The organism is Blastochloris viridis (assembly GCF_001402875.1).
GTDB lineage: Bacteria > Pseudomonadota > Alphaproteobacteria > Rhizobiales > Xanthobacteraceae > Blastochloris > Blastochloris viridis.
The window spans coordinates 3,568,682-3,594,627 of record NZ_CP012946.1; the positions used below are offsets into that span (position 1 = coordinate 3,568,682).

Sequence of the window (25,946 nt, forward strand, 5' to 3'; positions counted from 1 at the left end):
CGGCGCAATCGTCGCCGAGTTTGCGCCCCGACAAAGAGCGGCGCATCCCGCTTCGTCATGGTGGCGACCTCTTCAGCGAGGTCCGCCGTGTCTCAGCCGCCTTCCCCCGCACCGTATCCCCCGCCCGCTGCGCTCGATCCCGAGGTTCTCGACTGCCTTTGTGCCGTCATCGACCCGGAGATCGGGCTCAGCGTGGTCGATCTCGGCCTGGTCTACCGCGCCGCCCGCACCACCGCCGGCATCGAGGTCGACCTCACCCTCACCGCCCAGGCGTGCCCGCTCGGAGACATGATCGTCGAGGACGCCCGCTCGGCGCTGCGCCGGCGCTTCATGGACGCCCCCGTCACTGTCGCTCTGGTGTGGGAGCCGGCCTGGAGCCCGGACCGCATCACCGATCACGGCCTGACGCTGTTGGGCCGCCCACCGAGGAACTGAGCCTGATGACCACCGCGACGTCCGCAACCATCGATGTCCGTACCCTGCCGCCGGGCACCTGCCGCAACACCCTCGTGCGCACCCTGCAGGAGTTGGCGCCCGGCGCGGTGCTGACCGTTGTCAACGACCACGACCCCCAGCCGCTGCGCGGCTATCTCGATCTGTCGCACCCCGATCAGTTCGCCTGGACTTACCTGGAGGATGGCCCCGATGTCTGGCGCGTCCGCATCGAGCGCACCGCGTGAGACGGCTGGCGTGACCGGCGCAGCGGGCCGGATCCCGTTTCGCATCGTGCTGCTCGGGCTCGGCGCGCTGGCGATGCTCACCGGGCTTTACGGCGGGCTGTGGCGGTCCGGCTGGGCGCTGCCGCATGGCGGCAGTGTTGCCGACCTGCACGGCCCGCTGCTGGTGTGCGGGCTGTTCGGCACGGTGATCAGCCTGGAGCGCGCGGTGGCGCTCGGGCGCGACGCGGCATATGCAGCGCCCGCGCTGGCGGCGCTCGGCAGCTTGTGCCTTTTGGCCGGCTTGCCGCCTGCGGTGGGCGCGCTCGCCTATGTGCTCGCCGCCGCGGTGCTTTCGGCGGCAACGCTGTTCATCACCACGCGGCAGCCGGCGCTGTTCATGGCGACGCTATCGCTCGGCGCGCTGTCCTGGCTGGTCGGCAACCTGCTGTGGCTTGGCGGCCACAGCGTGCCGGACGTCACCGGCTGGTGGCTCGCCTTCCTGATCCTGACCATTGCCGGCGAGCGGCTCGAACTCAGCCGGCTGACCGCGCCGAAGAGCGGCAGTGTGGTTCTGTTCGGCGCTGCCGTTGTGCTGCTCTTGGCCGGCGCGGCGTACGGCATATTGGACCGCGGCGGCGCCGCGATGATCGGCCTTGCCTTGGTCGCGATGACCGCTTGGCTGGTGCGCCACGACGTGGTGCGCATCACGTTGCGGAGGTCCGGCCAGACCCGCTTCATGGCGGTTTGCATGGCCGCCGGCTATGCGTGGCTCGGTATTGCCGGCGTGCTCCTGCTCGCCGCGCCGCCGGCCACCGCCACCTTCGGCTATGACGCCGTGCTGCACGCCGTGCTGGTCGGCTTCGTTCTCTCGATGGTGTTCGGCCACGCCTTGATCATCCTGCCGGCGGTGGCGCGGGTGCGCCTGGCCTATCGGCCGCTCCTCTACGCACCGCTCGCCGTGCTGCACGCCTCGGTTCTGCTGCGCATCGCCAGCGACCTGCTGGCGTGGTCCGACGGCCGTGCCTGGAGCGGGCCGCTGACCGTTGTCGCGCTGGTCGGTTTCGTGGCAACGCTGGCCCGCACGGCAGCTGCCAAACGCGCTTGATGCAAGCCGAAGCGCGTATTCCAACTGCGTCTTGCCGGTCTGTTCGCGCTGGGCATGACGGCTCTTATCGGTGGACCGCGCCGCCGATCGTCTGTGCCGTGCCGACGCTTCCAACCGCCGCCCACAAGTGCCCAAATGGCACTCGATCCCGTCCTTGTGCAGCATGGAGCGAGCCCGCCTTCCGTCGCGCCCTCGCTCTCTTCTCCGAGCCATGGTTTGGCAGACGTGGTGGAGACCGAGCCTCACGGCGCCCGTTGGCGGGGGCGAAAACCGTTTCAATCCCTAAATCTGAAACGGTGAAATTTCGCTAAGTGATTGATTTTAATGGCGCACCCGACAGGATTCGAACCTGTGACCTTTGCCTTCGGAGGGCAACGCTCTATCCAGCTGAGCTACGGGTGCCGATGCGGACGCACCATAACGGATGCCCCCGGCCGTATCAACGCCACCGGTCCGAACACGGCGTTCGGCACACGCCGTGCAGTGGGCACGCCCCCCGCGGCAGCACCGACCCCGGCGGTTGAGCCGGAAGCCGCAGTCCGATCGCCGAAAATCCCGCTCCGATTGCTGCGGATGTCCGGCGCGGCGCGGAATCGGGGTGCGCACCGCGCGCCCGGCCCCGCTCAAGCGTTGGCATTCCCTCTACAGGCCGCGCCGCCGCTCGGCAACCACCCCGCCCGCCGAAAATGCCGGGTCCGGCTCGTCGGGCTTTCGGCAACGCGGTGTTCGCTGCGCCGGCCGGACGCCGCCGCCACCGACCGCCGAATCACCTGTTCTCGAACTTCGGCGCGCGCTTGTCGGCGAAGGCGGCCATGCCTTCCTTCTGGTCGAAGGTGGCGAACATCGAATGGAACGCGCGCCGCTCGAACAACAGCCCCTCTTCGAGCGCGACCTCGTCGGCGCGCTTGACGCACTCCTTGGCCGCCAGCACCGCCGGCAGCGGCATGGCCGCGATGGTGGCGGCGACGTCGAGCGCCACGGTGAGGAGTTCGGCCGCCGGCACCACCCGCGACACCAGCCCGGCCCGCTCGGCCTCCGCGGCGTCCATCATGCGGCCGGTGAGGCAAAGGTCCATCGCCTTGGCGCGGCCGACCAGGCGGGTCAGGCGCTGGGTGCCGCCGGCGCCGGGAATGACGCCGAGCTTGATCTCGGGCTGGCCGAACTTGGCGGTGTCGGCGGCGATGATGATGTCGCACATCATGGCGATCTCGCAGCCGCCGCCGAGGGCGTAGCCGGCCACCGCCGCCACCACCGGCTTGCGCTTCCTGGCGATTGCGCCCCAGTTGAGAAACTCGTCGAGATAGGTCTGCGGAAACTGCCGGTGCTGCATCTCCTTGATGTCGGCGCCGGCGGCGAACGCCTTGGCCGAGCCGGTGATGACCATGCAGCCGATCGCGGGGTCGGCGTCGAACGCCGCCAGCGCCTGATCGAGCTCGCTGGTGAGCTGATCGCACAGCGCATTCAGCGCCTGCGGCCGGTTCAGGGTGATCAGGCCGACCCGGCCGTGGGTCTCGACGATCAGCGTCTCATAACTCATGCAGTCCTCCCGGGGTGTGGGCGGCGAGGTTAACGAATGCCGGTGCGGGCGCAACGGCACCACGTCTCGTTCGTTGGTCGGACGGTGGAGCAAAGCGCCGCTTCAGCAGCAGGCCTGCCAGCGCAGCAGCCGAGCTGCCGGCCCTACCGCTGGCACACCGGGCAGAAGAACGTCGAGCGCCCGTTCTGCACCACCCGCCGCACCACGCCGCGGCAGCCGGGCGTCGGGCAGGGCTGGCCCTCGCGGTCATAGACCCGGAAGGCGTGCTGGAAATAGCCGAGGCCGCCGTCCGGGCGGGCGTGGTCGGAGATCGATGAGCCGCCGGCGGCGATCGCCTCCTCCAACACCTGCCGCACCGCCTCGACCAGCCGCGCCGCGCCTGCGGCCGGCTGCCCCGCGGCGTCGGCCAGCGTCATGGCGGCGTTGAACGGCGACAGGCCGGCGCGGTGCAGCGCCTCGCACACATAGATGTTGCCGAGCCCGGCGACGGCGTGCTGGTCGAGCAGCAGCGCCTTGAGGCTGGTCACCCGGCCGCGCGCGACGGCCGCCAGCAGCTCGGCGCAGAAGGTGTTGCCGAGCGGCTCCGGCCCGAGGCCGGCGAAGAACGGGTGGTCGGCCAGCCCGACCCGCGGCACCAGCGCCATCAGCCCGAACCGGCGGGGGTCGTTGTAGGTGATGCGCGCGCCGGTGGAGAGGTCGAACACCACATGGTCGTGGACCGGATCGCGGCCGCGCGGATGGTGGAACGCCCCGACCGGCGCCGCCTCGACGCGAAACGAGCCGGACATGCCGAGGTGCATCACCAGCACCTCGGCGGAATCGAGGTCGGCGAGCAGGTATTTGGCGCGGCGGCCGAGCGCGAGGATGCGCCGGCCGGCCAGGCGCTCGGCGAACCGGGCCGGAAACGGCACGCGCAAATCGGCCCGGCGCAGCACGATGGTCTCGAACACCGCGCCCTCCATCGCCGGCTGCAGGCCACGACGCACGGTTTCGACTTCGGGAAGTTCGGGCATGACACCATCGCTCATCGGCCTGATCCGGATTGTCGCCGATCAGGCCGGCGTTTCGTCGTCGAGTCGCCGAAAATTCCCCGTCCGATCAGGGGGTTTCGGCAGAGATTCGTCCGGAATCGCCGGCGCGACGCTCCGGAGCATGTATGACGCCGCGGCGCGGCGGTGGGACCAGGCGAGCCGACCCGGCCGCTGCGGCCGGCCGCCGGAGGGTCGACCGACCGAAACATGGTGCGGCCGGCCTCTTTGCGCGCCCGCAGCGGTGGGCGCGTGGGGCAAATCGCCATCAAATCCTTGTCAAACCAGGGATTTTCGGAAACCTGACCGCGGCCGCCGGCCAAAGCCGGCTGGAGTCGCTATGAGATAGCGCGCGCGCGCCCGCTGGGCTATGGTCCACGCGCCGCGAACAGGGCAGCACGAGACCTCGAACCAGCGCATTTTCCGCATCCGCGGGACCCGGTTTTGCGGAGAACATGCGATAAACCAAAAACCTGGAGTGACCATCCCGGTCAGCGGACCGGTGGGCGCTCCCAGGCGAACGAAGAGTAAGGTGGACGACATGGCCGGCGACGCGCTTCGAGATACGGAGGCGACCCATTTCGGATTTCGCGAGGTTCCGCTCGCCGAGAAGCAGGCGCTGGTGGACACCGTGTTCGCCACCGTGGCGCGCCGCTACGACCTGATGAACGACCTGATGTCCGCCGGCCTGCACCGGCTGTGGAAGGACGCCATGGTCAACACCCTCGCCGCACCCAAGACCGGCCGGCCGTTCCGGCTGGTCGACGTCGGCGGCGGCACCGGCGACATCTCGTTCCGGGTGGTGGAGGGGGCCGGTGCCGGCGTCAGCTCCATCGTCTGCGACATCAACCCGGAGATGCTGAAGGTCGGCGAGGAGCGCGCCTTCGAACGGGGCCTCAGCGACCGCCTGACCTTCCAGGTCTGCAACGCCGAGGAATTGCCGTTCGAATCGAACCAGTTCGACGGCTACACCATCGCGTTCGCCATCCGCAACGTGCCGCGCATCGACCGCGCCTTGGCGGAGGCCTACCGGGTGCTGAAGCCGGGCGGCCGCTTCCTGTGCCTGGAATTCTCCAATGTCGACGTGCCCGGCCTCGACAAGATCTACGATTTCTATTCGTTCCACCTCATCCCGCGCATCGGCAAGATGGTGGTGGGCGAAGCGGAGCCCTACCAGTACCTGGTGGAATCGATCCGCCGCTTCCCCAACCGCACCGTGTTCGCCGACATGATCGCGGAGGCCGGCTTCTCCCGGGTGACGGCGATGCCGATGACCGGCGGCGTGGTGGCGCTGCATTCGGGCTGGAAGGTCTGACGGAACCGGCGCCCTGCCGGGCGCTCCACCGCTCGCACGCCGGCGGTCCCGTTCGCGGGGCACCGGCTCGACTGGGTCCCCACTGATCTGCCGTGATCGCGGGGATCGCCTTGTTCTTGAAAGCCTGTCTCTCGTGCTGCGTGCCCTCGGCCATCTTGCCCGCCTCGCCCGCGCCGGCTTCGTCTGCGCCCGCGAAGGTGTCTTCGCCATCATCGACCCGTCGTCGCTGCCGCCGCTGGCGCGCTTCGCGGTGTCCGCCATCCGCCTGCTGGAGCGTCGCAACGCCGGCGCGGCCGGGGTCCGGCTGTCGGCGGCGCTGACGCGGCTGGGGCCGTCCTGGGTCAAGTTCGGCCAGTTTCTGGCGACGCGGCCGGACATCGTCGGCAAACAGCTCGCCCGCGACCTGGAGAGCCTGCAGGACAAGATGGCGCCGTTCGGCATGGACGAGGCGCGCGCGGTGATCGCCGATGCGCTCGGCGCCCCGGTCGAGGCGCTGTTCGCCGAGTTCGGCCCGCCGGTCGCCGCCGCCTCGATCGCCCAGGTCCACCGCGCCAGCGTGGTGCGGGAGGACGGCAGCCGCCGCGACGTGGCGGTGAAGGTGCTACGCCCTGGCATCGAGCGCCATTTCAAGCGCGACCTCGGCGATTTCTTCTTCATCGCCCGCCTCGCCGAACAGCTGAGCGCGGAGGGCGAGCGGCTGCGGCTGGTGGCAGCGGTCGAGACGCTGGCGCGCTCGGTGACGCTGGAGATGGATTTCCGCCTGGAGGCCGCCGCGGCCTCGGAGATGGCGGAGAACACCAAGGACGACCATGACTTCCGGGTGCCGGAGGTCGATTGGGACCGCACCGCCCGCGCCGTGCTGACGCTGGAGTGGATCGACGGCATCAAGCTGTCGGACCGCGACGCGCTGATTGCGGCCGGCCGCGACGTCGCCGCGGTGAGCTGCGCGCTGATGCAGAGCTTCCTGCGCCACGCCATGCGCGATGGCTTCTTCCACGGCGACATGCACCCCGGCAACCTGTTCGTCGACGATCAAGGCCGCATCGTCGCGGTCGATTTCGGCATCATGGGCCGGCTCGGCGACACCGAGCGGCGCTTTTTGGCCGAGGTGCTGCATGGGTTCATCGTGCGCAACTACCGCCGCGTCGCCGAGGTGCATTTCGAGGTCGGCTACGTGCCCGACATCCACCCGGTGGAGTCGTTCACCCAGGCCATCCGCGCCATCGGTGAGCCGATCCACGGCCGCTCCAACGACCAGATCTCGATGGCGAAGCTGCTGACGCTGATGTTCGAGATCACCTCGCTGTTCGGCATGCGCGCCCGGCCCGAGCTGCTGCTGCTGCAAAAGAGCATGGTGGTGGTGGAGGGCGTCGCCCGCGCGCTCGACCCCAAGTTCGACATGTGGACGGCGGCGGCGCCGGTGGTGCGCGAGTGGATCGCCCGCAATCTCGGCCCGATCGGCCGGGCCGAGGACGTCACCGACGGCGCCGTCGGCGTCGGCCGCTTCATCGGCGCGGTGCCGGAGCTGCTCGGCCGCTCCGCGGTGCTGGTCCGCCGGGTCGACGAACTCACCCGCGCCGGCTTCGTGCTGGCGCCGGAGACGGTGGAGGCGATCGGCCGGGCCGAGGGCCGCGGCAACCGCCAGATCGCCGCGGCGGCCTGGATCATCGCGGCCCTCCTGGCGGCGCTGCTGGTCAAGCTGTGGTGATTGCATTGATGGCAGTGCCGGCACTGCCTATACTGTCCGCATGCCGAAATCAGCCGCGCCGTCCAAGCCAGATTCGCCTCGCCGAAAGCCGCAAGGCACCGTGAGCCTGACCATCCGCGGCCTCGACGCCGGGGTGAAGGCGCGGCTGCGGCGGCGGGCAGCCGAGCGCGGCCACTCGATGGAGGAGGAGGCCCGGCAGCTGCTGGCGCAGGCGCTCGCTCAGCCGGCCGAGCCGAAGACCGGGCTCGCTGACGCCATCCACGCGCTGTTTGCGCCGCTCGGCGGCGTCGAGCTGGAGCTGCCGCCGCGCGAGATGGGGCGCGAGCCGCCCACCTTCGAGTGATGTTCGTGCTCGACACCAACGTGGTTTCCGAGCTGATGCGGCCGGCACCGGCAGAAAAGGTTTCCAGTTGGGTCAACGCCGTCAGCCGCGGTGATCTCTTCATCACCACCTTCACCCAGAGCGAAATCTTGTTCGGAATCGCCAAGATGCCGAATGGTGCAAGGCGCGATGCGCTCGCGGCACGCGCCGGCATCATGTTCACGGACAGGTTTCGCCATCGCATCCTGCCCTTCGATTCCGTCGCGGCGGTGCATTACGCCGACATTTCGGCGACACGGCAGAAGCGCGGCCGCCCGATTGCGCCGTTCGACGCCGGCATCGCCGCCATTGCGCGCGCCAATGCCATGGCGGTGGTGACGCGCAATGTGAGAGACTTCGAGGATGTCGGCCTCGACGTCATCGACCCCTGGTCCGAGTGAACCCATGCCCTCGTCCGTGTCCCCCGCCAAGCGCGTCCTGCTCGTCATCGGCGGCGGCATCTCCGCCTACAAGGTGCTGGAGGCGATCCGGCGCCTGCGCGAGCGCGGCGTGCTCGTCCGCTGCCTGCTCACCAAGGCGGGCGCGGAGTTCGTCACCCCACTCACCGTCGGCACGCTGTCGGCCGAGCGGGTGTTCTTTGAGCTGTTCGACCTCACCGACGAGCACGACGTCGGCCACATCAAGCTGGCGCGCGACTGCGACCTCGTGGTGGTGGCCCCCGCCACCGCCGACCTGATCGCCAAGATGGCGCTGGGTCTCGCCAATGACCTCGCCTCGACCGCGCTGCTCGCCACCGACAAGCCCATCGTCATCGTGCCGGCGATGAACCCGACGATGTGGGCGCACCCGGCAACACAGGCCAATGTGGCGACGCTTCAGGCCCGCGGCGTTGTGGTGCTGGGGCCGGCCGCGGGGGCGATGGCCGAGCGCGGCGAATCGGGGCTTGGCCGCATGGTCGAGCCGGCGGAGATCGTGGAGGCGGTGATGGCTCGGCTCATCCCCGCGCCCGGGCCGCTCAAGGGCCGGCACATCCTGGTCACCTCCGGCCCGACGCGGGAGCCGATCGACCCGGTGCGCTACATCGCCAACCATTCCTCCGGCAAGCAGGGCCACGCCATCGCCGCCGCCGCCGCCGCGCTCGGCGCCCGCGTCACGCTGGTGTCGGGGCCGGTGCGGCTTCCCGATCCCGCCGGCGTCGAGGTGGTGCGCGTCGAGACCGCCCGCGACATGCTGAAAGCGTGCGAAGCGGCGCTGCCGGCGGACGCCGCGGTGTTCGCCGCCGCCGTCGCCGACTGGCGGGTGGCGCGCGACGCCGATCACAAGATCAAGAAGACCGGCGAGGGTCCGCCCGCTCTGGTGCTGGTCGAGAACCCCGACATCCTTGCCACCATCGCGCGCGGCCCCCGCCGGCCGGCGGTGGTGGTCGGCTTTGCCGCCGAGACCTGTCACGTCATCGACCATGCCAAGGCCAAGCTGGCTCGAAAGGGCTGCGACCTGATCGTCGCCAACGACGTCTCGCCTGAAACCGGAGTGATGGGCGGCGACCGCAACCGCATCCACCTGATCTCGACCTCCGGCGTCGAGAGCTGGCCGGAGCTGTCCAAGGACGAGGTGGCGACCTGCCTGGTCGCCCGCATCGCCAAGCGGCTGGCACGGGGCGAGCCATGATCGAGCTGCCGATCCGCCGCCTGCCGCACGCCGAGGGCCTGCCGCTGCCGGCCTACGCCACCCAAGGCGCCGCCGGTCTCGATCTGGTGGCGGCGCTGCCGGCCGGCCAGCCGCTGACGCTTCAGCCCGGCGCCCGCGCCGCGGTGCCGACTGGCCTTGAGATGGCGATTCCGGCCGGGTTCGAGGGCCAGGTGCGACCGCGCTCCGGCCTTGCGCTGAAGCGTGGCGTCACCGTGCTCAACGCGCCCGGCACCATCGATGCCGATTATCGCGGCGAGGTGGCGGTGATCCTGATCAACCACGGCGGCGAGCCGGTCACCATCGCCCGCGGAGAGCGCATCGCCCAGCTGGTGGTGGCGGCGGTGGTGCAGGCCAAGCCGGTCGCGGTCGCCGACCTCGACGCCACCGTCCGCGGCGCCGGCGGCTTCGGCTCGACCGGGCTGTCGTCCGGGTCAGGCTAAACAGAAGCCGCGCGCTGCGCGCCACGGCGCCGTGCTCGCGCCGTCGTCCCGGACAAGCGCCGGTTCGGTTCGGTAATGCCACGGCGCCGCGCCTTTCGCGCCGTCGTGGTTGTGGCATGCTGGCGCGCCCGAATGTCCACCGTTCGCCCCCCGATTTTCCCGATGCGCCTGTTGTCCCGCCGCTCCCACCTCGCCGTCGCCGCCATCCTCGACGTCGCGCTCCATGCCCGCGGCGCCGCGGTGCCCGGCAAGGCGATCGCCGCGCGGCTCGGCCTGCCGGCGCGCGCCCTCGAGCCATTGCTGCAGACGCTGGTGCGCGACGGCTTCCTGGCCGGCGCGCGCGGCCCGCGCGGCGGCTACACCCTGGCGCGCGAGCGCCGGCGCATCCGGCTGGCCGACGTGCTGGCCGCCGCCGAGCTCGACGAGCCCGAACAGCTGCCCGGCTCGCCGCTGATGGCGCGCATCGTGATGCCGGCGCTGGCGGAGGCGGCGACCGACGCCCGCGCCCGGCTCGAGGCGATGACGCTGGAGGAGCTGTGCCGGCAGGCCGAGGCCGCCGGGCTCGGCCGCGACACCAGCGGCGAAGATTTCGCGATCTGATACGATTTCCGTTTGATCAGCTCGGCTCTTCCTTCCCTCTCCCCTTGCGGGAGAGGGTGCCGAGCGATCGTAAAGATCGCGAGGCGGGTGAGGGGGCCTGCGCGCAGAAGGCTGACATACCCCTCACCCGGCTCGGATTTCGCTTCGCTCATCCTTGCCACCCTCTCCCACAAGGGGAGAGGGAAAAGACGCGCCCCTCGACCAACGGCCATTCCGAGCCGATCAGCCGGAAACCGTATGATCGGGATTGCGGTCGGAGCCAACGCCGGCTGCCGCTGCGTAAAATACATTCACAAAATGGTTACTAATTAAATTCCGTATTTCATGCGTATATTGCGTCACGGCATATGACGCGATTTCAGGAGAACCCGATGGCCCAGCCCGCCCACCACTTCCAGCCTGCCCGCGTGCCCGGCCGCGGCCGGGTCTACGACTCCATCACCGACACCATCGGCGACACCCCGCTGGTCAAGCTGAACCGGCTGCCCCAGCTCAAGGGCGTCAACGCCAACATTCTGGCCAAGCTTGAGTTCTTCAACCCGATCTCGTCCGTCAAGGACCGCATCGGCGTGTCGCTGATCGACGCGCTCGAGGCGCAGGGCGTGCTCAAGCCGGACACCGTGCTGGTCGAGCCGACCTCCGGCAACACCGGCATCGCCTTGGCGTTCGTCGCCGCCGCCCGCGGCTACCGGCTGATCCTGGTGATGCCGGAATCGATGTCGATCGAGCGCCGCAAGATGCTGGCGCTGCTTGGCGCCGAGCTGGTGCTCACCGAAGCCGCCAAGGGGATGAAAGGCGCGGTCGCCAAGGCCGAGGAGTTGGTCAAGGACCTGCCGAACGCGGTGATCCCGCAGCAGTTCAAGAACCCGGCGAACCCCGCCATCCACCGCGCCACCACCGCCGAGGAAATCTGGAACGACACCCAAGGCGCGGTCGACGTGGTGGTGGCCGGCGTCGGCACCGGCGGCACCATCACCGGCATCGGCCAGGTGCTGAAGCCGAGGAAGCCGGGACTTCGTGTCATCGCCGTCGAGCCGGAGGATTCGCCGGTGCTGTCGGGCGGCCAGCCCGGCCCGCACAAGATCCAGGGCATCGGCGCCGGCTTCGTGCCCGACGTACTCGACCGCAGCGTCATCGACGAGGTGGTCACGGTCGGCAACCAGACCGCGTTCGACACCGCCCGCGCGCTGGCGCGCTACGAGGGCATCCCGGTCGGCATCTCCTCGGGCGCGGCGATCGCCGCCGCGCTCGAAGTCGGCGCCCGCCCGGAGTTCGCCGGCAAGACCATCGTGGTGATCCTGCCCTCGTTTGCCGAGCGCTATCTGTCGACCGCGCTGTTCGACGGGCTGTGAGCCGGCGGCCTGCCGCAGCGGCGTTGGCGTGACGTCGAGACGATATAAGGCCGGGTTTCGACCCGGCCTTATGCTGTTGGGGATGCGGCCGGCCGAACACCGCACCTCGGGATCCCCGGCACCCGCGAGCTGACGCCGGCTTCGGCCAGCCGAACGGCGGCGGGAGGCGATGCGACAGCCATTTTCCCCTTCTGCGACCTCTGCCCTCGGGGTTACAGTGGCCTTCGATTCGAGACGTGGCGCGGCGAGCCCGTTCGGCGGGCCGCGACCCTTGGAGGGTGATCGAGAATGGCAGAGCGGAGTCGGACCGCGGCGTGGTGCCGGCATCGCCTGCTCGAAACGGTCGCCGGCTCCGCCGCCCTGATCCCGACCGGTGTGATGTCCACCGGCGCCAAGGCCGAGCCGATGCTGGTCAATGCCGCCGAACTGGTCACGCTGCTCGGGCCACACCAGATCCTCACCATGGCGTTCACCTCCGGGGTGACGCTGTTCGCCATCCTGTCGGCGGCCCAGCTGCTGCGCGTGGCGCGCCGGGCTAGCCGCGATCGGGCGGCGGCGCGCAGCCAGATCGCCACGCTGCGAGCGGAGACCGACCGCATCCGCACCCTGCTGCAGCTCGACCGCCAGATCACCGTGGTGTGGAGCGGCGGCGAACCGGAGATCGGCGGCGATATCGGCGTGGTCGGCGCCACCCAGCCGTTCCGCGTGCTGGCGTTCGGCATCTGGCTCGATGTCGAGCGGGCGCGCGATCTCGAAGCGGCGGTCGAGCGGCTGCGCGAGCGCGGCGAGGCGTTCGCGATGGCGCTCGCCACCCGCGACGGCCGCCACATCGAGGCCGACGGCCGCGCCATCGGCGGCCACGCCGTGCTGCGGCTGCGCGAGGCCACCGGCGCCCGCGGCGAAGCCGCCGAGCTGGCTGACCGGCTGCGCCGGGCCGAGCGCGATGCCGCCATCCTGCGCACGCTGGTGGAAAGCCTGCCGGTGCCGATGTGGGTGCGCGACGCCACCGGCCGCCTGAGCTGGGCCAATGCCGCCTACGCCCACGCCGTCGACGCCAAGACCACCGAGGAGTCGATCGACCGCGGCACCGAACTGCTCGACCGCGGCGACCGCATCACCGCCGCCCAGGCCCGCGACGCCCACGGCCGGTTCGAAAAGCGCGTCGCCGCCATCGTCGCCGGCGAGCGCCGCCAGCTCGACGTGGTCGAGATCACCGACGCCAACGGCATCTGCGCCGGCATCGCGCTCGATGCCACCGAGGCCGAGCAGGTGCGGGTCGGCCTGCAGCAGACCATCGCCGCCCACCGCCGCATCCTCGACAGCCTGGCCACCGGGGTCGCCATCTTCGACGCCAACAAGCGGCTGGTGTTCTACAATGCCGCCTACCAGCGACTGTTCGAGTTCGACCCCGCCTTCCTCGACGACAAGCCGTCCGACCCCGACGTGCTCGACCGGCTGCGCGCCGAGCGCAAGCTGCCCGAGCAGGCCGACTTCCGCAAATGGCGCGACGGCTTCCTCGGCGCCTACCGCGCCATCGAGCCGCAGGAGCATTCCTGGCACCTGCCGGGCGGGCAGATGCTGCGGGTGGTGACCAATCCCAATCCCGACGGCGGCCTGACCTACCTGTTCGACGACATCACCGAGCGCATCGACCTCGAAAGCCGCATCAACCAGCTGTCCGGCCTGCACCGCGAAACCCTCGACAACCTGGCCGAGGCGGTGGCGGTGTTCGGCTCCGACGGCCGGCTCAAGCTGCACAATCCGTCGTTCGTGCGGCTGTGGCGGCTGTCGCCGGATGCGCTGGCGAGTCAGCCCCACGTCGAGGTGGTCGGCACCTGGTGCCAGGCGATGTGCGCCAACGACGCCTGGTCGGTGCTGCACGCCACCGTCACCGCCATCGGCGGCCGGCACGAGCCGGTGGCGCGCCGCATCGAGCGGGCCGACGGCAGCGTGCTCGACGCCAGCGCCGCCAAGCTGCCCGACGGCTCGACCCTGGTCACCTTCCGCGACGTGACCGACTCGGTGTCGGTCGAGCGGGTGCTGACCGAGAAGAACGAGGCGCTCGAGGAGGCCGACGGGCTGAAGACGCGCTTCATCCACCACGTCTCCTACGAGCTGCGCTCGCCGCTCACCAACATCATCGGCTTCGCCCAACTGCTCGGCGACCCCGCCATCGGCCCGCTCAACGCCAAGCAGCGCGACTATGTCGGCCACATCACCGGCTCCAGCGCGGCGCTGCTCGCCATCATCGACGACATTCTGGATCTGGCCACCATCGACGCCGGCGCGATGACCATCGAGCCGTTCGAGATCGACCTGCGCGAGACCATGCGCGCCGCCAGCGACGGCGTGCAGGATCGCCTCGCCGAGGCCGGGCTCAAGCTGGTGCTCGACGTCGCGCCCGGCATCGGCACCTTCATCGCCGACGCCAAGCGCGTCCGGCAGGTGCTGTTCAACCTGCTCTCCAACGCCGTCAGCTTCTCCCCGCAAGGCGGCATCATCACGCTCGCCGCCCGCGCCGAGGCCGGCGCGGTGGTGTTCCGCGTCACCGACCAGGGGCCGGGCATTCCCGCCGAGCTGAAGGACAAGGTGTTCGAGCGCTTCGAGAGCTATTCGCCCGGCGGCACCCAGCACCGCGGCGCCGGGCTCGGCCTGTCGATCGTGCGCTCGCTGGTGGCGCTGCACGGCGGCGAGGTCGCGATCGAGACCCAGCCCGGCCGCGGCACCACCGTGGTGGTGCGGTTTCCCATGACACACGTGATGGCCGCGGAGTAGCGGCGGATGACCGCAGCGCTCACCGAACTGGTCTGGAACGTGGTGCTGCCGGACGAGCAGGCGACGGCACGGCTGGCACGCGATCTGTGCCTCGGGCTGCAGGCCGGCGACCTGGTGACGCTGGCCGGCGACCTCGGCGCCGGCAAGTCGACGCTGGCGCGCGCGATCATCCGCACCCTCGCCGGCGACGACGGGCTCGAGGTGCCGAGCCCGACCTACACCCTGCTGCAGACCTACGAGATCGAGCCGTTCGCGGTGGTCCACGCCGACTTCTACCGCGTGCGCAGCCCCGACGAGCTGGAGGAGATCGGCTGGGACGAAGCGGCCGAGGACGCGCTGGCGCTGGTGGAATGGCCCGACCGCGCCGGCAGCCTGCTCGCCGCCGACCGGCTGGAGATCGTGCTGAACCTCGCGCCCGACCTCGGCGCCGAGGCGCGCCGCGCCCGGCTCACCGGGCTGGCGGCGTTTGCGCCGCGGCTCAAGCGCATGCGCGACATCCGCGCCTTCCTCGACGGCGCCGGCTGGGGCGAGGCCCAGCGCCGGCCGCTCGCCGGCGACGCCTCCAGCCGCCGCTACGAGCGGCTGGTCGAGCCCGGACGCCGCGCCGTGCTGATGGACGCGCCGGCCCGCCCCGACGGCCCGCCGGTGCGGGCCGGCCTGCCCTACAGCCGCATCGCCCACCTCGCCGAGACCGTCACGCCGTTTCTCGCCCTGGCGCGGGGCTTGCGCGAGCACGGGCTGTCGGCGCCGGAGGTGCTCGCCGCCGACCTGGCGCTCGGGCTCCTGGTCCTGGAGGATCTCGGCGACGGCAAGGTGGTGGCGGGCGACCCGGCGGAGCCGATCCTGGAGCGCTATCGCACCGCCGCCGAGCTGCTCGCGGCGCTGCACTCGCTGTCGCTGCCGGACCGGCTGGCGGTGGCGCCGGGCGTCGACCACGTGCTGCCGCGCTACGACATCGACGCCTTCCTGATCGAGGCCGAGCTGCTGCTCGACTGGTACCTGCCGTTCCACGGCGTGATGCTGCCGCCCGGCGCGCGCGGCGACTTCGTGGCGCTGTGGCGCGAGGCGCTGGCCCCGGTGACGGCCGGGCCGCGGACCTGGGTGCTGCGCGACGTTCATTCCCCCAACCTGATCTGGCTCGACCAGCGCAGCGGCGTGGCGCAGCTCGGCCTGATCGACTTCCAGGACGCGGTGATGGGGCCGCCGGCCTACGACGTGGTGTCGCTGACGCAGGACGCCCGCGTCGATGTGCCGGAAGACACCGAGCTGGCGATCCTCAAGCACTACGTCACGCTGCGCCGCGGGCTGGACGCGGGCTTCGACGTCGCCCAGTTCGCCCGCGCCTACGCCACGCTCGGCGCCCAGCGCAACACCAAGATCCTCGGCATCTTCGCCCGCCTCAACGCGCGCGACGGCAAGCCGCAATACCTCACCCACCTGCCGCGGGTGGCGCGCTATCTCAAGCGCAGCCTCGCCCATCCCGGCCTGGCGCCGCTGGCCAAGTGGTACGCCGCCCACGTGCCGCTCGACTATCGGCCCGCCGCCGATCTGCCGCCGTCGATCCCGCAGGCGGAGTGAGGCGATGGCGACCTTGCTGCCGACCACGGCGATGGTGCTGGCCGCCGGCCTCGGCCTGCGCATGCGGCCGCTGACGCTGTCGATGCCCAAGCCGCTGATCGAGGTCGCCGGCCGCGCCCTGATCGACCGCGTGCTCGACACGCTGGCCGAGGCCGGCATCGAACGCGCGGTGGTCAACGTCCACCACCTCGCCGACCAGCTTATCGCCCATCTCGAGCGCCGCAGCCGGCCGACGGTGATCGTCTCCGACGAACGCGACGGCCTGCTCGATTCCGGCGGCGGCGTGGTCAAGGCGCTGCCGCAGCTCGGCGACACGTTCCTGGTCCTCAACGCCGACAGCTTCTGGCTCGACCGGCCCGGCCTCAATCTCAAGGCGCTGGCGGCCAATTTCGACCCGGAGGCCATGGACGCGCGGCTGTTGCTGGCCGACCGCGCGGCCGCCATCGGCTTCGACGGCGCCGGCGATTTCTTCCTTGAGCCCGACGGCCGGCTGAAGCGCCGCGGCGCGGCGCCGACCGCGCCGTTGGTGTATGCCGGCGGTGCTGTGATGACGGCGACGCTGTTCGAGGGCGCGCCGGCCGGACCGTTCAAGCTCACCCGCATGTTCGACCGGGCGCAGGCGGCCGGGCGGCTGCACGGCCAGCGGCTCGATGGCCTGTGGCTCCACGTCGGCACCCCGCCCGCCATCGCGCTGGCCGAGGCCGCGATCGCCGCGCAGCCGCACGCGGCATCGTGATGGCGCCGCGCGTCTTCACCATTCCCGCCGGCGCGCCGTTTCTCGACACCTTCGTCGCCGCGCTTTTGGCCGGCGAGGTGGTGCGCGGCTTTCCCGACCCGGCCGACCCGCTGTCGCTCGCCCGCGCCACGCTCTACCTGCCGACCCAGCGCGCCCGCCGCCTGATCGAGGCGGCGTTCCTCAAGGCCCACGGCGGCAACGCCACCTTGCTGCCGCGCCTCGTCGCGCTGGGCGAGGTCGACGAGGACGAGTTCGACCTTGCCGGCGGCCTCGACCTGCCACCGGCGATCCCGAAGCTGAGCCGCCGGCTGCTGCTGGCGCAGCTGGTCGCCGGCTTTGCCGGCAGCCCGGCGCTCAAGCTCGGCGACGCCGCCGGCCTTGCCACCGCGCCGGCGGCGGCGCTGGCGCTGGCCGATGAGCTGGCGCAGCTGATGGACCGCATGGCGACCGGGCGGGTGCCGTGGTCGGGGCTCGACGGCTTGGTGCCGGACGAGCTCGACCGCTACTGGCAAATCTCGATCCGCTTCCTGAAGGCGGTCGCGACCGAGCTGTGGCCGGCGATCCTTAATGAGCGCGGCAGGCTCGACCCCGCGGTGCGGCGCGACCTGCTCGCCAGGGCCGAGACCGAGCGGCTGGCGGCGGGGAACGGCGGTCCGGTGATCGTGGCCGGCTCGACCGGCTCGCTTCCGGCGACGCGCGCGCTGATCGCCGCCATCGCCCGCCACCCCAGCGGCGCAGTGGTGCTGCCCGGCCTCGACTGCGACCTCGACGAGGCGTCGTGGCGCGCGCTCGACCCCGGCGCCGACGGCGAGCCGATTCCGACCCATCCCCAGTTCGGCCTTCAGCAATTGCTGGCGGCGATCGGCATTGGGCGCGAGGAGGTCGAGCCGCTGGCGACGTCCGCCGCGGGCGGGCGCGAACGACTGCTGTCGCGGGCGCTGCGCCCGGCCGCCACCACCGACCAGTGGGCGACGCCCGATCCCGATCTCGACCCTGCCGCCGCGCTGGCGCGGGTGGCGCTGGTGGTCGCCGCCGAACCGCAGGAGGAGGCGCTGGCGGTCGCGGTGGCGCTGCGCGAGGTGGTGGAGGAGCCCGGCCGCACCGCCGCTTTGGTGACGCCCGACCGCGCCCTGGCCCGCCGGGTGGCGGCCGACCTGACGCGCTGGAACATCCGGGTCGACGATTCCGCCGGCGTGCCGCTGGCCGACTCCGGCGCCGGCCTGCTCGCCCGCGCGCTGGCCGACGCCGCAGCCGCGGCGCTGGCGCCGGTGCCGCTGGCGGTGCTGCTGAACCAGCCCGACGCCCGCTTCGGCCTTACCGAAGCCAAGCTTGCGGCGCGGCGCGCCGCGCTGGAACTCGCCGTGCTGCGCGGGCCGCGCCCCAAGGCCGGCACCGGCGGCCTCACCCTGGCGCTGCGCGAGGTGCAGGACGCCCGCACCACCTTATATCGCCGCGACCCGCGCCGCACGCTGTTGGACTCCGACTTCGCGCTTGCCTTCGACCTGGTGGCGCGGCTGGAGACCGGCCTTGGCCCAGTGCTGGCGCTGGGTGGCCGGGCGCAGCCGTTCGCGGCGCTGCTCGCCGCCCACCGCGACGCGGTCGAGGCGGCGGCACGCCATCCGGACGGCTCCGGCCTCGCCGGCGCCGACGGCGACGCGTTGATGACATGGTTCGACGAGCTGGCCGAGGCGGCGGCCGACGCCGCGGCGATGTCGCTGGCCGACTACGCCGAGGCGGTGCCGGCGCTGATGCGCGGCGTCGCGGTGCGCACCGCGTTCGACGAGGCGGCGCGGGTGCGAATCCTCGGCCCCCTTGAGGCGCGGCTGGTGCCGCTCGACCGGGTGGTGGTGTCGGGCCTCGACGAGGGCCGCTGGCCGCCCGACACCTCGAACGACCCCTGGCTCAGCCGGCCGATGCGCCGCGCGCTGGGGCTCGACCTGCCGGAGCGCCGCATCGGGCTATCGGCGCACGATTTCGCGCAGTGCTTCGGCGCGCCGGAGGTGGTGCTGACGCGGGCGCGCAAGGCCGGCGGCGCGCCGACCGTGCCGGCGCGCTTCCTGCAACGGCTCGCCGCGGTGTCGGGCGCGGCCTGGCACGAGGTCGGCGCGCGCGGCGAGCGCATCCTCGCCACCGCCCGGCTGGTCGACGCCGCCCCGCCCGCCGTGCCAGCGCCGCGGCCGATGCCGGCGCCGCCGCTGGACCTCAGGCCGACGCAGCTCAGCGTCACCGAGGTCGAGGACTGGATTCGCGACCCCTACACCATCTACGCCCGCCACGTGCTGCGCCTCAGCCCGCTCGAGCCGCTCGACGCCGACGTCGCCGCGCCCGCCCGCGGCACCATCGTGCACGAGGCGCTGGCGGAGTTCCTCAAGGTCTATCCCGAGCGGCTGCCGCCTGACGCCCTGCCACGGCTGCTCGGCTGCGGCCGCGCCGCGTTCGCCCGCCTCGACGGCTTTCCCGATCTCGTCGCGGTGTGGTGGCCGCGCTTTCAGCGCGTCGCGCGCTGGCTGGTGGCGGTGGAGACCGAGCGCCGCAGCGCCGGCCCGGTGCAGAGCCTGGTCGAGCTGGGGGGGAAGATCACGGTGCCGGGCACCGGCTTCCTGCTGACCGGCCGCGCCGACCGCATCGACCTGACGCCGGACGGCGCGGTGGTGATCGACTACAAGACCGGCCAGCCGCCCTCCAGCCCCCAGGTCGAGAGCGGGCTTGCGCCGCAACTGCCGCTGGAGGCGGCGATGGTGACGCTGGGCGGCTTCAAGGATGTGCCGGCCGGCACCGCCATCGACGGCCTGGTTTATGTCCGCGTCTCGGGCGGCGAGCCGCCGGGCGAGTGGAAGCCGGTGAAGCCCAAGGCCGGGGCGGTGGCCGACCTCGCTCCCGCCGCGCTGGCCGGCCTGGCGCGGCTGGTGGCGCGCTTCGGCGAGCCCACGCAAGGTTATCAGTCGTTGGTGCGGTCCGAATTTACGGGCCGCCACGGCGACTACGACCATCTCGCCCGCGTCGCCGAATGGTCGGCGACCGGCGGCGCCGGCGAGGAGGGCGAGGCATGAGCGCCTTCAGCATTCCCGACAAGACCCGGCTCGACCAGGCCGCCGCCTCCGACCCCGCCCGCTCGGCCTGGGTCGACGCCAATGCCGGCTCCGGCAAGACCCACGTCCTGGCGCGGCGGGTGGTGCGGCTGCTGCTGCGCGGCACCCCGCCCGACAAGGTGCTGTGCCTGACCTTCACCAAGGCCGCCGCCGCCAACATGGCCAACCGCGTGCTCGCGGCGCTGGCGGCGTTCGCCACCGCGACGGACGTCGAGCTCGACCGCGCCTTGGCCGAGATCGACGGCGACAGCCCGACCCCGCAGCGCCGGGCGCGGGCGCGGCGGCTGTTCGCCGAGGCGCTGGAGACGCCGGGCGGCCTGAAGGTCCAGACCATCCATGCGTTCTGCGACCGCGTGCTGCACCAGTTCCCGTTCGAGGCCGGCGTGCCGGCCGGGTTCTCGGTGCTCGACGACCGCCTCGCCGACGAGCTGCTGGCCGGCGCCCGTGCCCGCGTGATGGTCGAGGCGGCCAACGATCCGTCATCGCCGCTCGGCCGGGCGCTGGAGACCGCGATTGCAGCGGCCTCCGACAACGGGCTCACCGAGGCGTTCGCCGAGGCGGTGCAGGACCGCCACGCCATCGCCGGCTGGATCGCGGCGGCGGGCGGCGTCGAGGCGGCGGCCGGCCAGGTCGCCGAGTGCCTCGGGCTGCGCCCTGGCGAAACCCGCGCCGCCATCGAGGCCGACATGCTGGCGAGCCCCCATCTGCCGCGCAGCGAATGGCCGGCGGTTGCGGCGGAGTTCGCCGCCGGCAGCGGCGCCAACGATAAGAAGTTTGCCGGCTATTTATTGGCTGCCGCCGCGGCCACGGACGATGCCCAGGCGCTCGACGCCTGTCTCAAGGTATTCCTGACCGACAAGGAGGAGCCGCGCAGCGACAAGCAGTTCCCCTCCAAGCGCATCCGCGACGATCACCCCGCCCTCGCCCTGGCGCTCCGCGCCGAGCGCGACCGGCTGGCGGCGCTGATCGAACCCCGCCGGGCCGCCGCCGCCGCCGAGCGCAGCGCCGCGCTGCTGGTGCTCGCCGACGCCGTGATCGGCCGCTACGAGGCGATGAAGGCGCGGCGCGCCTTGCTCGACTTCGACGACCTGGTGGCGAACACCCGGACCCTGCTCGAAGACATCGGCGCCGCGTGGGTGCTCTACAAGCTCGACCGCGGCATCGACCATGTGCTGGTCGACGAGGCGCAGGACACCTCGGCGGCCCAATGGGCGATCGTGTCGGCGCTGACCGCCGAATTCTTTGCCGGCAAAGGAGCGCGCGAGCGGCCGCGCACGGTGTTCGCGGTGGGCGACGCCAAGCAGTCGATCTTCGGCTTCCAGGGCGCGGCGCCGGCGATGTTCGGCGAGATGCAGACGCACTTCAAGGACGCCGCCGAGGACGGCGACTACGCCTGGTCGAGCGTGCGGCTCGAGGTGTCGTTCCGCTCGTGCCAGCCGGTGCTGGACGCCGTCGACCGCGTGTTCGCCCAGGACGCCGCCCGCGCCGGGCTCCAGGTGGTCGATGACGCCGCCCTGGCCCACCAGTCGGTGCGGGCCGGCGCGCCGGGGGTGGTGGAGCTGTGGCCGCTGATCGAGCCCGACGCGGCCTCGGAAAGCCGCGAGCCGTGGGACCTGCCGCTCGACGCCGCCACCGCCGCCAGCCCCAATGTGCGGCTGGCCCACCGCATCGCCGCGAGCGTGGCGGCCTGGACCCGCGGCGGCCGCCGCAAGGCCGACGGCAGCCCGATCGGCGCCGGCGACGTGCTGATCCTGGTGCGCCGGCGCGGCGCGCTGTTCGAGGCGATGCTGAAGGCGCTGAAGGCGTGCGGCCTCGAGGTCGCCGGCGCCGACCGGCTGGTGCTGGCCGAGCACATCGCGGTGATGGACCTGATCGCACTCGGCGACGCCATCTTGTGCCCGCACGACGACCTCGCGTTGGCCTGCCTGCTGAAAAGCCCGCTGTTCGGCTTCAGCGACGACGAGCTGATGGCGATTGCGGCGCCGCGCACCGGCACGCTCGCCGCGGCACTCGATCACGCCACCGAGCCGAAGGCGCAGGCCGCCGCCGCCCGCCTCGCCCAATGGCGGACCGAGGGCCGGGCGCTGCGCCCGTTCGACCTCTATTCGCGGGTGCTCGGCCGCGACGGCGGGCGGCGGGCGATGCTGGCGCGGCTCGGGCCGGAGGCGGCCGACCCGCTCGACGAGTTCCTGGCGCTGGCGCTCGCCGACGAGGGCGCCGGCCTGCCGGCGCTGACCGGCTTTCTCCACCGGGTGCGCGCCGCCGGCGCCGAGGTCAAGCGCGACATGGAGGTGGGGGCGAGCGCGGTGCGGGTGATGACGGTGCACGGCGCCAAGGGCCTCGAAGCGCCGGTGGTGATCCTGGCCGACACCGTCGCCCGGCCCGAGGGCGCCAAGGATCTACGCCTGCTGCCGCTCGCCCGGCCCGGCGCCGCCCACGGCGCCCCGCAGCCGCGGGTCTGGGTGCCGTCCCGGGCCGGCGAGCCGGCGGCGGCCGCCGCCGCCCGCGACGGCGTGCGGGCCGAGGCCGCGGCCGAATATCGCCGCCTGCTCTACGTCGCGCTGACCCGCGCCGCCGACGTGCTGGTGATCGCCGGCGCCCGCGGCAAGACCGCCGAGCCGGACGGCTGCTGGTACAGGCTGGTCGAGGGCGCGCTCAAGGCCGAGGCGGCCGAGGAGCCGGCCGACGGCTGGGACGGCACGGTGTGGCGCTGGAGCCGCTGGCCGGAGGTGGCGGCGGCGGCAGGCGGCGCCCCGGCCCCGGCGCCGCCGCCGGAGCGACCGGCCTGGCTCGACCGCCCGGTGGACAGCGCCATCGCCCGGCCGGCGCCGCTCAAGCCCTCGCGCACCGGCCCGCCGGCCGACCCCGCCGCAGTGGCGCGCGGCCGGCTGGTCCACCGTTTGCTCGAAGTGCTGCCCGATCTGCCGCCCGCCGAGCGCCCGGCGGTGGCCGAAGCGCTGACGGCCCGGTTCGGCCTCGAGCCCGCCGGCTGCACCGGCGTGGTCGAGGACACGCTGGCGCTGATCGCCGACCCGGCCCTGGCGCGGCTGTTCGGCCCCGGCAGCCGAGCCGAGGTGCCGCTCGCCGGCACCATCGGCTCGGCCGGCCTGACGCCGGTGCCGGTGTCCGGCCGCATCGACCGGGTCTGGGTGGGCGAGGATGCGGTGCTGATCGCCGACTTCAAGACAGACACCGCGGTTCCAACCACAGCCGCGGACGTTCCGGGTGCTTATCGGCGCCAGCTCGCGCTCTATCGCGCCCTGCTCGCCGAGCTGTTTCCAGGCCGGCCGGTGGCGTGCTGGCTGGTGTTCACCTGCGGCCCGCGGGTGATGCCGGTGCCGGACGCGCTGCTCGACGAGGCGTTGGCGCGGCTCACCTCCGCACCCGCCCTGCCTTGACGCTCTCCCGACCGATCCCTAGTTTTACGTAATCAACGACCCCGCCTTCCAATGGAAAGGACCGGCCATGGCTGTCTCCAAGGTAACTGATGCCAGCTTCGACCAGGATGTTCTGAAGTCGAGCGATGCTGTTCTCGTCGATTTCTGGGCGGAATGGTGCGGACCGTGCCGGATGATCGCGCCGGTTCTCGACGAAATTGCCGCGGAAATGGCCGGAAAGATTAAGATCGTCAAGCTGAACGTCGACGAAAACCCGGCGACTGCCGCGAAATACGGCGTGATGTCGATCCCGACCCTGATGCTGTTCAAGAACGGCGAGCTGGCCTCGCGCCAGGTCGGCGCCGCGCCGAAGGCCAAGCTGGTGCAATGGGTGCACTCGGCGGTGTGACGGGCGTTGCGGCCGGCCCGCCGTCGCGGCATCGTCGCCTCGGCAAAAATCTTGTTTTCGAACAAGCTTTTGCGACGGAGCCTGCCGGTCGTCCGGGTGCCGACGCGCCCGCAGGCCGGGGTCAATCCCCGGCCAGGGCGCGAAAGCGGGTGAGGAATTTTCGCGCCGCCTCGCCCGCGGTCCACGGCGCCAGCAGGCGCTCGGCGGAGGCGGCGGGCAGGTCCGGCGGCGCACCGAAGAACTTGCGCGCCTCGTCATCGGAGAAGCCGGCGAGCCGCGTCGCCTCCAGATAGGCGGCGCCGCGGTCGGCGGCCTTGGTCAGCCGGTGCAGCTCCGCCGGCGATGCCGGCGGCAGCCCGAACCGGATGTGGATGGCGGCCTGCAATCGCGCCTCCACCGTCTTGTAGGCGCCGCCCATCACCGCCTTGAACGGCGAGATCATGTCGCCGATGACGTATTCCGGCGCGTCGTGCAGCAGCACCGCCAGCCGCCACGAGCGGTCGAGGTTGGGCGCGAGCCGCCGCGAGATCGCCTCGACCAGCAGCACGTGCTGGGCCACCGAAAAAATGTGGGGGCCGCGGGTCTGGCCGTTCCAGCGCGCCACCCGGGCCAGGCCGTGGGCGATGTCCTCGATCTCGACGTCGAGCGGGGAGGGGTCGAGCAAATCAAGCCGGCGGCCGGACAGCATGCGCTGCCAGGCGCGCGGCGGGGCGGAATCATCGGAGCGGGCCATGATTTGCGCGGGCTACAGCAGCCGGCCGGCCGCGGCAAGCGGCGTGCGGCGCGCAAGCCGGCTGCGGGCGTGACGGCGGACTGCGCAGCCGAAGCGGACGTGCTACGCTTTTCGCTGTCGGCGTCGCTGGATCTCACCGCTTCGAGCCATTAGATCATTCACCATGAGACAGCCGAGTGCAGTCCTCGAGATCGTCTATTTCGACGCCGGTGGCGGCCACCGCAGCGCGATGAACGCGCTGAAGGAAGTTCTGGAGGAGCGTTATCCGACCTGGTGCATCAAGCCGGTCAACCTGCAGAAACTCCTCGAGCCGGCCGACCCGGTTCACCAGATCACCGAAAAGCTGTCCCGCCCGCTGCACAAATATCTGGTGCCACTGGCGCCGCGCCTGAGTTTCCGGCCGTTCCAGACCCAGGACATCTACAACGTCGCGCTCAAACGCGGCGTCACGTTCGGGCTCGGCGCGATCCTGCCCATCCTGCAAACCTACATCGAGCTGAACGCGCCGAAGATCGAAGGGATCCTCAAGCGCTATTGGTGCCGGCCCGACGCCGAGGCGCCCGACCTCGTCGTCTCGGTGATCCCCAATTTCAACGGCGTGATGTTTCGGGCGCTGAAGGCGGTCCACCCGAACACGCCGTTCGTCACCGTCATGACCGACATGGTCGACTGCCCGCCGCACTTCTGGATGGAGGATCAGGACCAAGTCGTGGTCTGCGGCACGCAGCGCGCGCTCGAACAGGCCAAGACCAGCGGGTTCTACCGGGCGCAGAATATCTATGAGGTTTCCGGCATGATCCTTCGCAAATCCTTCTACAAGGACGCTGCGAAGTGGCAATTGACCCGCGAGCACCTCGGCCTTCGGCCAAGCCTACCCACCGCGATCATCATGTTCGGCGGCAACGGGTCATTGAGCGTGTCGTTGAGCATCCTCGAGCAGTTCGAGGCGGCCAAGCTCAAGCTTCAGACCATCGTGATGTGCGGCAACAACAAAAAGCTCTACGACAGCCTGCAGGGCCGGGCGGGCTGCCACGCCGTCGGCTTCGTTGCCAACGTTGCCGATTACATGCGGCTGGCGGATTTCCTGATCGGCAAGCCGGGCCCCGGCAGCGTCAGCGAAGCCATCCACGTCGGCTGCCCGGTCATCGTCGAATGCAACAAGAGCACGATGCCGCAGGAGCGCCCCAACGTCGATTGGATCCTGGAGATGCAGGTCGGGTTGGCGGTGAAGAGCTTCGAGAAGGATATCGTCGGCGCCGTGCAGACGATGCTGGCGTCGCTGGCGTCCTTCAAAGCCAATATCGACCGGAACGTCCCGAAGAACTTTGCCGTGTTCGAGATCGCGACGATCCTGAACCAGATCATTCAGCGCCGGCAGCACCGCGTCCGCCGGCTTGCCGCGCGGGTTTACTGAAGGCTCAAGGGCTGCGACAGGCCGGAGCGCCGGCACGCCGCGCGGTGGAACGGGCGGCGGAATCGAAAAGATTCACAAGC

General features: G+C 71.5%; 21 protein-coding genes and 1 tRNA gene. 18 read left to right on the forward strand and 4 right to left on the reverse strand.

What is annotated here, in order from left to right; all coding sequences use genetic code 11:
• The first annotated feature begins 87 nt into the window (after window positions 1-87).
• From BVIR_RS15450 to BVIR_RS15460, 3 genes are read left to right on the forward strand one after another with little or no spacing between them, the layout of a single operon-like run.
• On the forward strand, window positions 88-435 hold the full coding sequence (locus BVIR_RS15450; protein WP_055038957.1) for a metal-sulfur cluster assembly factor: 348 nt from the start codon (window positions 88-90) through the stop codon (window positions 433-435).
• 5 nt (window positions 436-440) lie between these two features.
• On the forward strand, window positions 441-680 hold the full coding sequence (locus BVIR_RS15455) for a DUF2249 domain-containing protein (RefSeq protein ID WP_055038440.1): 240 nt from the start codon (window positions 441-443) through the stop codon (window positions 678-680).
• Between the two features lie 10 nt (window positions 681-690).
• Window positions 691-1,764 carry a hypothetical protein gene (locus tag BVIR_RS15460; RefSeq protein ID WP_197604376.1) on the forward strand — a complete coding sequence of 358 codons (1,074 nt, stop codon included), beginning with the start codon at window positions 691-693 and terminating at the stop codon, window positions 1,762-1,764.
• Window positions 1,765-2,089: 325 nt separating this feature from the next.
• On the opposite strand, the gene BVIR_RS15465 is transcribed toward BVIR_RS15460, so the two are convergent.
• From BVIR_RS15465 to mutM, 3 genes are all read right to left on the reverse strand, one after another.
• Window positions 2,090-2,166, reverse strand: a tRNA-Arg gene (locus tag BVIR_RS15465).
• Window positions 2,167-2,530: 364 nt separating this feature from the next.
• Window positions 2,531-3,301 (reverse strand): enoyl-CoA hydratase, encoded by a 771-nt coding sequence (locus BVIR_RS15470; protein ID WP_055038442.1) that lies wholly within the window; start codon window positions 3,299-3,301, stop codon window positions 2,531-2,533.
• Between the two features lie 143 nt (window positions 3,302-3,444).
• Window positions 3,445-4,314, reverse strand: a complete 870-nt coding sequence (mutM, locus tag BVIR_RS15475; RefSeq protein WP_055038958.1) for a bifunctional DNA-formamidopyrimidine glycosylase/DNA-(apurinic or apyrimidinic site) lyase — start codon at window positions 4,312-4,314, stop codon at window positions 3,445-3,447.
• A gap of 556 nt (window positions 4,315-4,870) precedes the next feature.
• Between mutM and ubiE the strand changes: the two genes are divergently transcribed.
• From ubiE to trxA, 14 genes are all read left to right on the forward strand, one after another.
• Window positions 4,871-5,644: a bifunctional demethylmenaquinone methyltransferase/2-methoxy-6-polyprenyl-1,4-benzoquinol methylase UbiE gene (gene ubiE, locus BVIR_RS15480; protein WP_055038959.1), complete on the forward strand. Its 774-nt coding sequence runs from the start codon at window positions 4,871-4,873 to the stop codon at window positions 5,642-5,644.
• A 133-nt stretch (window positions 5,645-5,777) separates the two neighbouring features.
• Window positions 5,778-7,352, forward strand: a complete 1,575-nt coding sequence (ubiB, locus tag BVIR_RS15485) for a 2-polyprenylphenol 6-hydroxylase (RefSeq protein ID WP_055038443.1) — start codon at window positions 5,778-5,780, stop codon at window positions 7,350-7,352.
• A gap of 100 nt (window positions 7,353-7,452) precedes the next feature.
• Window positions 7,453-7,695, forward strand: coding sequence for a FitA-like ribbon-helix-helix domain-containing protein (locus BVIR_RS15490; RefSeq protein ID WP_055038960.1), 243 nt, complete (start codon window positions 7,453-7,455; stop codon window positions 7,693-7,695).
• A complete protein-coding gene (locus BVIR_RS15495) occupies window positions 7,695-8,114 on the forward strand; it encodes a type II toxin-antitoxin system VapC family toxin (RefSeq protein ID WP_055038444.1) in 420 nt (139 codons plus the stop codon). The genes BVIR_RS15490 and BVIR_RS15495 overlap by 1 nt, the downstream gene beginning before the upstream one ends.
• 4 nt (window positions 8,115-8,118) lie before the next feature.
• Entirely contained in the window at window positions 8,119-9,342 is a 1,224-nt protein-coding gene (coaBC, locus tag BVIR_RS15500) for a bifunctional phosphopantothenoylcysteine decarboxylase/phosphopantothenate--cysteine ligase CoaBC (protein WP_055038445.1), read from the forward strand.
• Window positions 9,339-9,803 carry a dUTP diphosphatase gene (dut, locus tag BVIR_RS15505; RefSeq protein WP_055038446.1) on the forward strand — a complete coding sequence of 155 codons (465 nt, stop codon included), beginning with the start codon at window positions 9,339-9,341 and terminating at the stop codon, window positions 9,801-9,803. Before coaBC ends, dut begins: the two co-directional genes overlap by 4 nt.
• Before the next feature lie 162 nt (window positions 9,804-9,965).
• Window positions 9,966-10,403 (forward strand): RrF2 family transcriptional regulator, encoded by a 438-nt coding sequence (locus tag BVIR_RS15510; protein ID WP_055038447.1) that lies wholly within the window; start codon window positions 9,966-9,968, stop codon window positions 10,401-10,403.
• Between the two features lie 371 nt (window positions 10,404-10,774).
• Window positions 10,775-11,755: a cysteine synthase A gene (gene cysK, locus BVIR_RS15515; protein WP_055038448.1), complete on the forward strand. Its 981-nt coding sequence runs from the start codon at window positions 10,775-10,777 to the stop codon at window positions 11,753-11,755.
• Window positions 11,756-12,043: 288 nt separating this feature from the next.
• On the forward strand, window positions 12,044-14,530 hold the full coding sequence (locus BVIR_RS15520) for a sensor histidine kinase (protein WP_082417244.1): 2,487 nt from the start codon (window positions 12,044-12,046) through the stop codon (window positions 14,528-14,530).
• A 6-nt stretch (window positions 14,531-14,536) separates the two neighbouring features.
• Window positions 14,537-16,108 (forward strand): tRNA (adenosine(37)-N6)-threonylcarbamoyltransferase complex ATPase subunit type 1 TsaE, encoded by a 1,572-nt coding sequence (gene tsaE, locus BVIR_RS15525; RefSeq protein ID WP_055038449.1) that lies wholly within the window; start codon window positions 14,537-14,539, stop codon window positions 16,106-16,108.
• 4 nt (window positions 16,109-16,112) lie between these two features.
• Entirely contained in the window at window positions 16,113-16,844 is a 732-nt protein-coding gene (locus tag BVIR_RS15530; RefSeq protein ID WP_055038450.1) for a nucleotidyltransferase family protein, read from the forward strand.
• The gene (addB, locus tag BVIR_RS15535; RefSeq protein ID WP_055038451.1) at window positions 16,844-19,894 is read left to right on the forward strand and encodes a double-strand break repair protein AddB; all 3,051 of its coding nucleotides are present in this window, start codon (window positions 16,844-16,846) and stop codon (window positions 19,892-19,894) included. Before BVIR_RS15530 ends, addB begins: the two co-directional genes overlap by 1 nt.
• Window positions 19,891-23,331 carry a double-strand break repair helicase AddA gene (gene addA, locus BVIR_RS15540; protein WP_055038962.1) on the forward strand — a complete coding sequence of 1,147 codons (3,441 nt, stop codon included), beginning with the start codon at window positions 19,891-19,893 and terminating at the stop codon, window positions 23,329-23,331. The genes addB and addA overlap by 4 nt, the downstream gene beginning before the upstream one ends.
• Before the next feature lie 67 nt (window positions 23,332-23,398).
• Window positions 23,399-23,719 carry a thioredoxin TrxA gene (gene trxA / locus BVIR_RS15545; RefSeq protein WP_055038452.1) on the forward strand — a complete coding sequence of 107 codons (321 nt, stop codon included), beginning with the start codon at window positions 23,399-23,401 and terminating at the stop codon, window positions 23,717-23,719.
• Between the two features lie 121 nt (window positions 23,720-23,840).
• On the opposite strand, the gene BVIR_RS15550 is transcribed toward trxA, so the two are convergent.
• Window positions 23,841-24,452, reverse strand: coding sequence for an HD domain-containing protein (locus BVIR_RS15550; RefSeq protein ID WP_055038453.1), 612 nt, complete (start codon window positions 24,450-24,452; stop codon window positions 23,841-23,843).
• A 163-nt stretch (window positions 24,453-24,615) separates the two neighbouring features.
• Between BVIR_RS15550 and BVIR_RS15555 the strand changes: the two genes are divergently transcribed.
• Window positions 24,616-25,866, forward strand: coding sequence for a glycosyltransferase (locus tag BVIR_RS15555; protein ID WP_055038454.1), 1,251 nt, complete (start codon window positions 24,616-24,618; stop codon window positions 25,864-25,866).
• The last annotated feature ends 80 nt before the right edge of the window (window positions 25,867-25,946 follow it).

Bases quoted from the DNA above. Each gene is read 5' to 3' on its own strand.
- BVIR_RS15455 (WP_055038440.1), top strand. From the start codon at position 441: ATGACCACCGCGACGTCCGCAACCATCGATGTCCGTACCCTGCCGCCG.
- BVIR_RS15470 (WP_055038442.1), bottom strand. From the start codon at position 3,301: ATGAGTTATGAGACGCTGATCGTCGAGACCCACGGCCGGGTCGGCCTG.
- mutM (WP_055038958.1), bottom strand. From the start codon at position 4,314: ATGCCCGAACTTCCCGAAGTCGAAACCGTGCGTCGTGGCCTGCAGCCG.
- ubiE (WP_055038959.1), top strand. From the start codon at position 4,871: ATGGCCGGCGACGCGCTTCGAGATACGGAGGCGACCCATTTCGGATTT.
- BVIR_RS15495 (WP_055038444.1), top strand. From the start codon at position 7,695: ATGTTCGTGCTCGACACCAACGTGGTTTCCGAGCTGATGCGGCCGGCA.
- coaBC (WP_055038445.1), top strand. From the start codon at position 8,119: ATGCCCTCGTCCGTGTCCCCCGCCAAGCGCGTCCTGCTCGTCATCGGC.
- dut (WP_055038446.1), top strand. From the start codon at position 9,339: ATGATCGAGCTGCCGATCCGCCGCCTGCCGCACGCCGAGGGCCTGCCG.
- BVIR_RS15510 (WP_055038447.1), top strand. From the start codon at position 9,966: ATGCGCCTGTTGTCCCGCCGCTCCCACCTCGCCGTCGCCGCCATCCTC.
- cysK (WP_055038448.1), top strand. From the start codon at position 10,775: ATGGCCCAGCCCGCCCACCACTTCCAGCCTGCCCGCGTGCCCGGCCGC.
- BVIR_RS15520 (WP_082417244.1), top strand. From the start codon at position 12,044: ATGGCAGAGCGGAGTCGGACCGCGGCGTGGTGCCGGCATCGCCTGCTC.
- tsaE (WP_055038449.1), top strand. From the start codon at position 14,537: ATGACCGCAGCGCTCACCGAACTGGTCTGGAACGTGGTGCTGCCGGAC.
- BVIR_RS15530 (WP_055038450.1), top strand. From the start codon at position 16,113: ATGGCGACCTTGCTGCCGACCACGGCGATGGTGCTGGCCGCCGGCCTC.
- addB (WP_055038451.1), top strand. From the start codon at position 16,844: ATGGCGCCGCGCGTCTTCACCATTCCCGCCGGCGCGCCGTTTCTCGAC.
- addA (WP_055038962.1), top strand. From the start codon at position 19,891: ATGAGCGCCTTCAGCATTCCCGACAAGACCCGGCTCGACCAGGCCGCC.
- trxA (WP_055038452.1), top strand. From the start codon at position 23,399: ATGGCTGTCTCCAAGGTAACTGATGCCAGCTTCGACCAGGATGTTCTG.
- BVIR_RS15550 (WP_055038453.1), bottom strand. From the start codon at position 24,452: ATGGCCCGCTCCGATGATTCCGCCCCGCCGCGCGCCTGGCAGCGCATG.
- BVIR_RS15555 (WP_055038454.1), top strand. From the start codon at position 24,616: ATGAGACAGCCGAGTGCAGTCCTCGAGATCGTCTATTTCGACGCCGGT.